This is a genomic window from Kitasatospora sp. NPDC058406 (assembly GCF_042722765.1).
Classification (GTDB): domain Bacteria; phylum Actinomycetota; class Actinomycetes; order Streptomycetales; family Streptomycetaceae; genus Kitasatospora.
Window position 1 is genome coordinate 1 of record NZ_JBHXKE010000337.1, and the last position, 7,588, is coordinate 7,588.

Genomic DNA, 7,588 nt, shown 5'->3' on the forward strand with positions numbered 1-7,588 from the left:
CCCCCGCGGGGCCCGGTCCCCCCGCCGGGCCCCGTTCCTCCGTGGGCGCCGCCCCCGTCGGCGCCCACGCCCCCGCCACCCCCGGACGAGTCCGGGCCGCCTCCGCTCCCGCCACCCTGCCGCCCCTGTCGTCCTGGACGGTGAAGGCCGTTCTGCACGGTTTCCTCCTGTGGTGTGCGGGGCGGTCGTCCGGCGCCTCGACGCGCGCCGCCGGACGGTGGTGCGACCGCGGTCCCGGCCGGTGCGGCAGATCCGAATCTCGCAGCCGGGACTTGCCCGGACCTTGCGAGGGGTGTTGAACCCGCAGGTCAGCGCCGATGTCGCGTTCCGGCGGCGATGGCTACGCTTGCCACGGGCGGCCCGCTCCCCGCCCTGATTCCGCTCGAAAGCAAGGAGATTGACGACATGTCAGTTCGGATCCGCTTGCTCGGGGGCGTCGAGGTGCTGATCGGCCGGCGGGCCGTCGACCTGGGGCACCCGCGCCAGCAGTGCGTGCTGGTGGCCCTGTTGGCCGATCGTGACGCCTGCGTGACCGCGGAGCAGCTGCTCGAACGGGTCTGGGGCGAGGCCCCGCCCCGTGGCGGCCGGAGCACCCTCTACAGCTACCTCTCCCGGCTCCGGCAGGCCCTGGAGGGGTCCGACGAGGCCAGGATCGAGCGCCGGGGCGGCGGGTACGCGGTCGACGTGGACCCCATGGCGGTCGACCTGTACCGCTTCGCACGCTGGACGGGCGAGGCGCGGACCGCCGAACCCTCCCGCGCGAGGCTCCTGTTGGAGCAGGCGGTGGCGCTCAGACGCGGCACGCTGCTGCCCAGGATCGACACGCCCTGGCTGAACGAACTGCGGACGCGGCTCGACGAACGGCACCGTACCGCCGAGGCCGACCTGATGGACCTCAGACTCGACTGCGGCGAGCACGCGGAGGTGCTCGGCGACCTGCAGCGACTCGTGACGGGCCACCCCCTCGACGAGGGCCCGGCGGGCCGGTTCATGCTCGCCCTGTACCGCAGCGGACGCCAGGCGGACGCACTGGAGCACTACGAGCGCACCCGGAGGGAGCTCGCGGAACAACTCGGCGTCGAGCCCGGTCCGGAGCTGCGCCGTCTGCACCTGCGCATTCTGGCCGCCGATCCCGCCCTGGAGGCGCCGAGGACGGAGTCGGCCCCGGTGGCCGCCGCGCCGCCGTCCGCCGAACCGGGGTTCGTCGTGCCGCGCCAACTGCCCTTGCCGCCGGACCGGTTCACGGCCCGGGAGGCGGAGCTGGAGCGGCTCGGTCCGCGTCGGGGCGAGGGCGCCCGCCCCGTCCTGGCGGTCACCGGGGCGGGCGGGATGGGCAAGACCTGGCTGGCTCTGCGCTGGGCCTACGACAACCTGGACTCCTTCCCCGACGGCCAGTTGTTCGTCAACCTGAAGGGCTTCGATCCCTCCGAGCCCCCGATCCGGCCGCAGACCGCCCTGCGCGGCTTCCTCGAAGCACTCGGGGTCGCCCCGCACGCCGTGCCGACCGACCTCCACGGGCAGACCGGCCTCTACCGCAGCCTGACGGCGGCGAAGCGGATCCTCGTGGTGCTGGACAACGCCCACGACACCGAGCAGGTCCTCCCCCTCCTGCCCGGCGGCCTCGGCTGCACCGCCCTGGTCACGAGCCGCCGTCGACTGCCCGGCCTCGTCGTGGCGCACGGAGCGCACGTGCTGACGCTGGGCGCGCTGTCCGGTGAGGACTCCGCCCGGCTGTTCGGCAGCCACCTCGGACACCCGCGTCCGGAGGCCGAACGGGCCGCCACCGACCGGCTGCTCGCGCTGTGCGGAGGGATGCCCCTGGCGATCGGTGTCCTCGCCGCGCGGGCGGCCGACCGGCCCGAACTCGCCCTGTCCGCGCTGGCCGAGGACCTCGGCCGCGTGCGCAACACCCTCGACGCGTTCGGCGCCGGCGACGGTGACACGACCGCCGACGTCCGGGCCGTCCTCACGTCCTCCTACCGGACGTTCGGCGGGCCCGCGCAACGGCTCTTCCGCCTCCTCGGCGCGCACCCCGGCCCGGACGTCTCCCTCGCCGCAGCCGCCGCGCTCGTCGGCGAGCCGGTTCCGGACGTCCGTCCGGTGGTCGCCGAACTCGCCCGCGCCCACCTCCTGACCGAGGACCGCCCGGGCCGGTACACCCTCCACGACCTGGTCCGGGCCCACGCCCTCGAACTCGTCGCCGGGGACGCGGACCGCGACGGCGCCTTCGACCGGCTGGTCGACCACTACCTCCACACCGCGCTCGCCTGCGACAGCCTGCTGAACGTCCACCAGGACACGCCGCCGCTGCCGCCGCCGCAGCCCGGCTCGGGCCCGTGGCGGCCGGCCGACGAGCGGGCCGCCCATGCCTGGTTCGCCGCCGAGTACCCGGTGCTGGGCACGCTCGTGCAGCAGGCCGGCGGCACCCGGTCGGGCGCCGGGTCGGGCATCCGGCCGGGTGCCCCCACCTGGCAACTCGCGAGCACCCTGAGCACGTTCCTCGGCAGGGAAGCACGGTGGCACGACGTGCTGGCCGTGTTCGAGGCGGCGCTCGACGCCGCCACGGCCGCCGGCGACCGGGCCGAACAGGCCCGCGCACACCGCGAACTGGGCTGCGCCACCATGGAACTGGGCCGCCACGACGAGGCCCTCGCCCACCTGGAGGAGTCGGTCCGGCTCTGCCGGGCCCTCGGGCGGCCGGAGGCCGAGGGGCATGCCGAGCTGCACCTGGGATACCTGTGGGAGGTCCGGGGGGACCAGGAACGGGCCCTGCGGCACGACCTGCTCGCCCTCGACCTGTTCGACACGGCCGGTGACGGCATCTGCCGGGCCAGGGCCCTCAACGCGGCGGGCTGGGACTACGCGCAGCTCGGCCGCTACGCCGAGGCGGCCGACACCTGCCGCCGGGCGCTGGACTACCACCGGGAGGTGGGCGACCACCGGGGCGAGGCCAACGCCCTGGACAGCATCGGATTCGCCCTGCAGGGCCTGGGCCGGTATCCGGAGGCCGCCGACTGCTACGAGCGCGCCCTGGTCATCAACCGCACCATCGGCCACCGCTCGAACGAGGCGCAGAACCTCGAACACCTCGGTGACGCGCACCACGCGGCGGGCCACGTCGCCGACGCGCGCGCCGCCTGGCAGGAGGCGGCCGAGGTCCAGACCGACCTCACCCACCGGCTGGACGACGTGGCCCGGCTTGCCGCCAAGATCCGGGACTGCGTCCCGGCCTGACCCGCACGACCTCCTCCCCGCACGACTCTCCTCCTCGCACCCCGATCCAGGGCGCCCCGATCCAGGGCGTCCCCGACCGACGGCCGCCGCCGTCACCCCGACCCGCCGCACCGTCACTCCGCCCCGCTCCCCGCCCGCGGCGGAAAACGTCGGGGCCGGGCGGAGAACCCGGGCGTTCCCGGCACGGGCCGGGGGCGCCGGGCTAGGGTTCCGCCGGAGGGGGCGGTCGGGATGACGGTGGAGTTCGGGGTACTCGGCACGATCGAGGCACGCGTCGCGGGCCGCCCCGCCGACGTGGGACACCTGCGCCAGCGCTGCGTCCTGGCCGCGCTGCTCGTGGACGCCAACCGGGCGGTGCCCGCCGACGAACTCGTCGAACGGGTCTGGGCGGGCCGGGCCCCGCAGCGGGCCATGGGCACGCTGTACAGCTACCTGTCCCGGCTGCGCCGGGCGCTGGACGGCGCGGGCACCGAGGTGCGGATCGGACGGCAGGCCGGCGGCTACGTCCTGGAGGTGGAACCGGGCGCCGTGGACCTGCACCGCTTCCGTCTGCTCGCCGCGCGGGCCAGGGCGTCGGACGGCGAGCAGGCGGCGGAGCTGATGCGGCAGGCGCTGGAGCTGTGGCGGGGGGAGGCGTTCGCCACCGTCGACACCCCGTGGTTCCACGAGCTGCGCCGCAGCCTGGAACAGGAACGCTTTTCGGCCGAACTCGACGGCACCGACCTCTCGCTCCGCAACGGCCTGCACGGCGAGGTGCTGCCCGCGCTCACCGCCCGCACCGCACAGCACCCGCTGGACGAGCGGCTGGCCGGTCAGCTGATGCTCGCGCTGTGCCGCAGTGGCCGCAGCGCCGACGCCCTGGCCCACTACCGGAGGCTGAGGCGCAGACTCGCGGAGGAACTGGGGGCCGATCCCGGCCCGGCGCTGATGCGGCTGCACCGGCAGGTCCTCACCGACGACCCCGGGTTGGCCGCCCCCAGGCCGGCCCCGCGCGCCGGTCCGCCCGCCGTCCCCGGTCCGCCCGCCGTCCCCGGTCCGCCCGCCGTCCCCGTGCCGCGTCAGCTCCCCGCCTGTCCGTCCTGGCTGACCGGCCGCGACCGGCAACTCGCGGAGCTGGACGGGGCGCTGTCCGCGCCGCACCCGCCCGGCGACGCGGTGGCGGTCTGCGCGGTCGGCGGCAGCGGCGGGATCGGGAAGACCTGGCTGGCCCTGCACTGGGCGCACCGGAACCTCGACCGCTTCCCGGACGGCCAGCTGTACGCGGACCTGCGCGGCTTCGACCCGTCGGGGGAGCGACTCGTGCCGACCGTGGCGGTGCGCGCCTTCCTCGACGCGCTGGGGGTGTCCTCCGACGCCGTGCCCGCGGCCGCGCAGGCACAGGCGCGCCTGTACCGGAGCCTGGTCCAGGGCCGGCGGATGCTGATCGTGCTGGACAACGCCGCCGACGCCGAGCAGGCCGCCGCGCTGCTGCCGGGCAGCGCCACCTGTGCGGTGCTGGTCACCAGCCGCCGTCGGCTGGCCGGTCTGGCGAGCGCCCACGGCGCCCGGCTGCTGACCCTCGACGTGCTGGCCCCGCCGGACGCCAGCGCGTTGATGCTCCGCCACCTGGGGCCGGCCCGCGCCGAGGCCGAACCGGCGGCCGTCACCGCCCTGCTGGAGCACTGCGCGGGCCTGCCGCTGGCGATCAGCGTGGTGGGTGCCCGGGCGGCCGCGCACCCCGACTTCCCGCTGGCCGTGCTGGCCGAGGAGCTCAGGGACGAGTCGGCGCGACTGGACGCCCTGGACGCGGGTGACCTGACGGCCGACGTGCGGGCGGCGTTCACCGTCTCCTACCGCGCCCTGGGTGCCGGGGCGGCCGAGGTGTTCCGGCTGATCGGCCTGGCCCCGGGGCCGGAGATCGGGACGGCCGCGGTCGCGGCGCTGACGGCCTGGCCGGCCGGCGCCGTACGGACCGCGCTGCGGGAACTGGAGAACGCGCACCTCGTCCGGCAGCCCGCGCCCGGCCGCTACCGGCTGCACGACCTGGTCCGCCTCCACGCGGCCGAACGCGCACGCCAGGAGCCGGACGGCAACGACCGGGCGCTGCTGCGGCTGATGGACTTCTACGTGCACACCGCCGGATTCGCCGCCGAGCGGCTGGATCCGCACCGGGACCGGGTGAGCCCGGCGCCCGCCGGGCCCGGCGTCACCCCGGAGGAACCGGCGGACCACGGCGCGGCCCTCACCTGGTTCACGGCCGAGCACGCCGTGCTGCTCGGCGCGATCGACCGCGCGGTGTCGGCCGGTCTGGACGCGCACGCCTGGCACCTGGCGTGGGCCCTGGAGACGTTCTTCGACTTCCGCGGACACTGGCACGACTGGGCGGCCACCCAGCGGACCGCGCTGGAGGCGGCCCGGCGGCTCGGCGACCCGGCCCGGCAGGCGGGGGCGCACCGCAGCCTCGGCAGCGTGCACACCCAGATGGGTCGACCGGACGAGGGCCACCGCCACTTCCGGCACGCCCTCGACCTCTACCGGCTGCTTGACGACCGTACGGGCCAGGCGCACACCCACCGCGGTCTGGGCTGGGTACTCGTCCAGCAGGACCGGCAGCGGGAGGCGCTCGGCCACGTCGAGCAGGCGCTCGCCCTGTACCGGCAGACGGGTCACGCGGGGGGCCAGGCCCGGGCCCTGAACAACGTCGGCTGGCTGAACATCATGCTCGGCGACCACCGCACGGCCCTCGACCACTGCGTCCAGGCGGTGCGGCTCAACCGGGAGATCGGCGACCGGCACGGCGAGGCGGGCGCCTGGGACAGCCTCGGCCACGTGCACCACCACCTCGGCGACCACACCGAGGCCGTCGACTGCTACCGCCGGGCCCTGGAGCTGGACCGGGGCTTCGGTGACCGGTACGGCGAGACGGAGATCCTGGGCCACCTCGGCGACACCCACCTCGCCGCGGGAGACCGGGACGCGGCGCGGCAGACCTGGCGGCAGGCCCTGGCGATCGCCGAGGAGATCGGCCATCCGTCCACGGACGAACTCCGCGGCAAGCTCGCCGGCCTCCCCGCCGCGCAGCCCTGACGGCACCCGGACCCGACCTCCCGCCCCACCGCCGCACCGCAGCACCGCCATACCGCCGTACTGGCGCCCCCCGCCCACCATCCGCGCCGCCGCGGATGGTACGGTGCGCAATCCTCACGAACGTGTCGTGCCCCCTTCACCTCGGTGCCGGCCGGATGCGTCATGCTCACTGCGGCGGGGCGTCCGCCGACGCGCTCTGACAAGGGGACAGACACGTGGCCGACCGCCGCTCCCTCACCGGCACCTTCTTCACCGGCCTGCTCGTCGCGGCCGCCGTCCTGCTGCCGGTCCGGCCGGTCACGGCCGCGGTCGGTCCCGGCGACCTCCCGTTCGGCTCGGCCACCACCGTCGGCCTGCACAACACCTACGACCCGGCGGCGTTCGGCTTCCTCGCCCAGGGACTCGACACCGGCACCGGCATGATCGAGCTGGACGCCTGGACGGACACCGTCACCAAGGAGTGGAAGGTCAGCCACTCCAACCCGCTCGGCAACGCCAACAACTGCGTCAGCGCGAGCACCCCCGCCCAGCTCTACACCGGCGGGGGCGACAAGAACCTGGAGACCTGCCTGGACGACGTCCGGGTCTGGCTCGGTGCCCACCCCGGTGCCGGCCCGCTCGTCATCAAGCTGGAGCTCAAGGCGGGTTTCGCCGGCAACCGCGGCATGGGCCCCGCCCACCTCGACTCGCTGATCGCCGCTCACCTGGGCGCCGCCGTCCTGCGCCCGGCGGACGTGCTCGCCAAGCCCGGCGGCGGCTCGTACGCGACCGCCGACGAGGCGGTGCGCGCGGGTAACTGGCCGACCAGGGCGGCGCTCGCCGGGCGGGTGCTGGTGTACGTGATCCCCGGCTCCTTCGAGGAGGGCAACCCCTTCGACACCCTGCCCACCGACATCGAGTACGCCCGCCACCTGCGCGACCTGGCCGCGGCGGGCCGGACCGGCGAGGCGCGGATCTTCCCCGCCGTGCACGGCGCCGCGTCCGGCGACCCGCGCACCAAGTACGCGGAGACGTCGATCCGGCCGTGGTTCGTGGTGTTCGACGGTGACGCCGCCGCCTACGCCGGCGGGATCGACACCTCCTGGTACGACGCGCGCCACTACCTCCTGACGATGACCGACGCCCACAAGGTCGCCCCGGCCATCAGCGCCACCGACCCCACCGCCGACCAGGCCCGCACCCGGACCGAACAGCTCGCCCGCGCCCACGCGAGCATCGTCTCCGGCGACTGGCGCAGGCTGCCCGCCGTCCAGTCCCTCGTCCTGACCCGCGGCTGACGGGTCCGGCG

Annotated in this window: 3 protein-coding genes; all 3 read left to right on the forward strand. The window is 75.7% G+C overall.

All coding sequences use genetic code 11. From position 1 onward, the window contains the following. Positions 1 to 405 precede the first annotated feature (405 nt). The 3 genes from ACFWOG_RS37685 to ACFWOG_RS37695 all read left to right on the forward strand — a co-directional run bounded on the left by ACFWOG_RS37685 (position 406) and on the right by ACFWOG_RS37695 (position 7,577). Positions 406 to 3,234 (forward strand): BTAD domain-containing putative transcriptional regulator, encoded by a 2,829-nt coding sequence (locus ACFWOG_RS37685; protein WP_380363975.1) that lies wholly within the window; start codon positions 406 to 408, stop codon positions 3,232 to 3,234. A 231-nt stretch (positions 3,235 to 3,465) separates the two neighbouring features. Beyond that, positions 3,466 to 6,300, forward strand: a complete 2,835-nt coding sequence (locus tag ACFWOG_RS37690) for a BTAD domain-containing putative transcriptional regulator (protein ID WP_380363977.1) — start codon at positions 3,466 to 3,468, stop codon at positions 6,298 to 6,300. Positions 6,301 to 6,515: 215 nt separating this feature from the next. Then, the gene (locus ACFWOG_RS37695) at positions 6,516 to 7,577 is read left to right on the forward strand and encodes a phosphatidylinositol-specific phospholipase C domain-containing protein (protein ID WP_329950206.1); all 1,062 of its coding nucleotides are present in this window, start codon (positions 6,516 to 6,518) and stop codon (positions 7,575 to 7,577) included. Positions 7,578 to 7,588 lie beyond the last annotated feature (11 nt).